This window comes from Streptomyces sp. NPDC002853 (assembly GCF_053591915.1).
This window is the reverse complement of the sequence record NZ_JBSFUS010000032.1, coordinates 1-1,186: the sequence shown is the minus strand read 5'-3', so window position 1 is coordinate 1,186 and position 1,186 is coordinate 1. Positions and strand designations below refer to the sequence as shown.

Annotated in this window: 2 protein-coding genes; both read left to right on the top strand. The window is 66.5% G+C overall.

Going from position 1 to position 1,186, the window contains the following annotated elements; genetic code table 11:
- Window positions 1-734 (top strand): alpha-glucosidase C-terminal domain-containing protein (locus ACWD02_RS41945; RefSeq protein WP_451221945.1); only part of this gene is annotated, 734 nt, incomplete at its 5' end.
- A gap of 39 nt (window positions 735-773) precedes the next feature.
- On the top strand, window positions 774-1,186 hold a 413-nt coding region (locus ACWD02_RS41940; protein ID WP_451221942.1), incomplete at its 3' end, for an alpha-amylase family glycosyl hydrolase.

The following is a 1,186-nucleotide window of genomic DNA, read 5'->3' as shown; positions in this document are numbered from 1 at the left end:
TCTTCCTGGCCGAGGCCTTCACCCGCCCCGCCATGATGCGCACCCTGGCCGCCATCGGCTTCCAGCAGTCCTACACCTACTTCACCTGGCGCAACACCAAGCCGGAACTGACGTCGTACGTAGAGGAGTTGTCCGGCGAGACGGCCGCCTACATGCGGCCGAACTTCTTCGTCAACACCCCCGACATCCTGCCCGAGTTCCTCCAGAACGGCGGCCGTCCGGCCTTCGAGCTGCGCGCGGTCCTTGCCGCGACCCTCTCTCCGGCGTGGGGCCTCTACAGCGGATACGAACTCTGCGAGAACACGCCCCTCCAGTCCGGCGGCGAGGACTATCTGGACTCGGAGAAGTACCAACTGCGCCCGCGTGACTGGGAATCTGCCGAGCACACCGGAGCCACCATCGCGCCGCTGATCGCCACACTCAACGCGATCCGTCGACGCCATCCGGCGCTGCACCGGCTGCGCAACGTGTCCTTCCACCCCACGGACAACGACCAGGTGATCGCGTACAGCCGCCATGAGCCCGGCGACACGGTGCTGGTGGTCGTGAACCTCGACCCGCACCACACCCAGGAAGCGACCGTACGCCTCGACTGCGCCCGCCTGGGCATCACGCCCGGCACCACCTTCCGGGTGCGCGACGAACTGAGTGACGCGACCTTCACCTGGGGCGGGGCCAATTTCGTCCGACTGACACCCGGTGTCTCCCCCGCGCACGTATGCGCGGTCGAGTGAGGAAGCACGCGCCCCCAGCCGTGCGGCAACGGAGGATGCATGACCATCAACAAGCCGGTATCCGACCTGTTCGAGGACACCCCCGCCAAGGACCGGGACCCCGAGTGGTTCAAGCGCGCGGTCTTCTACGAAGTCCTGGTCCGCTCCTTCCACGACAGTGACGGCGACGGCATCGGCGACCTCAAGGGGATCACCGCCAAGCTGGACTATCTGCAATGGCTGGGCGTCGACTGCCTGTGGCTGCCCCCCTTCTTCACGTCGCCCCTGCGCGACGGCGGTTACGACGTCGCCAACTACATCGCCGTGCTGCCCGAGTTCGGGGACCTCGGGGATTTCGTGGAATTCGTCGACGCGGCTCACCAGCGGGGCATGCGCGTGATCATCGACTTCGTGATGAACCACACCAGCGACCAGCACCCGTGGTTCCAGGCCTCACGCAGCGACCCCGAAGG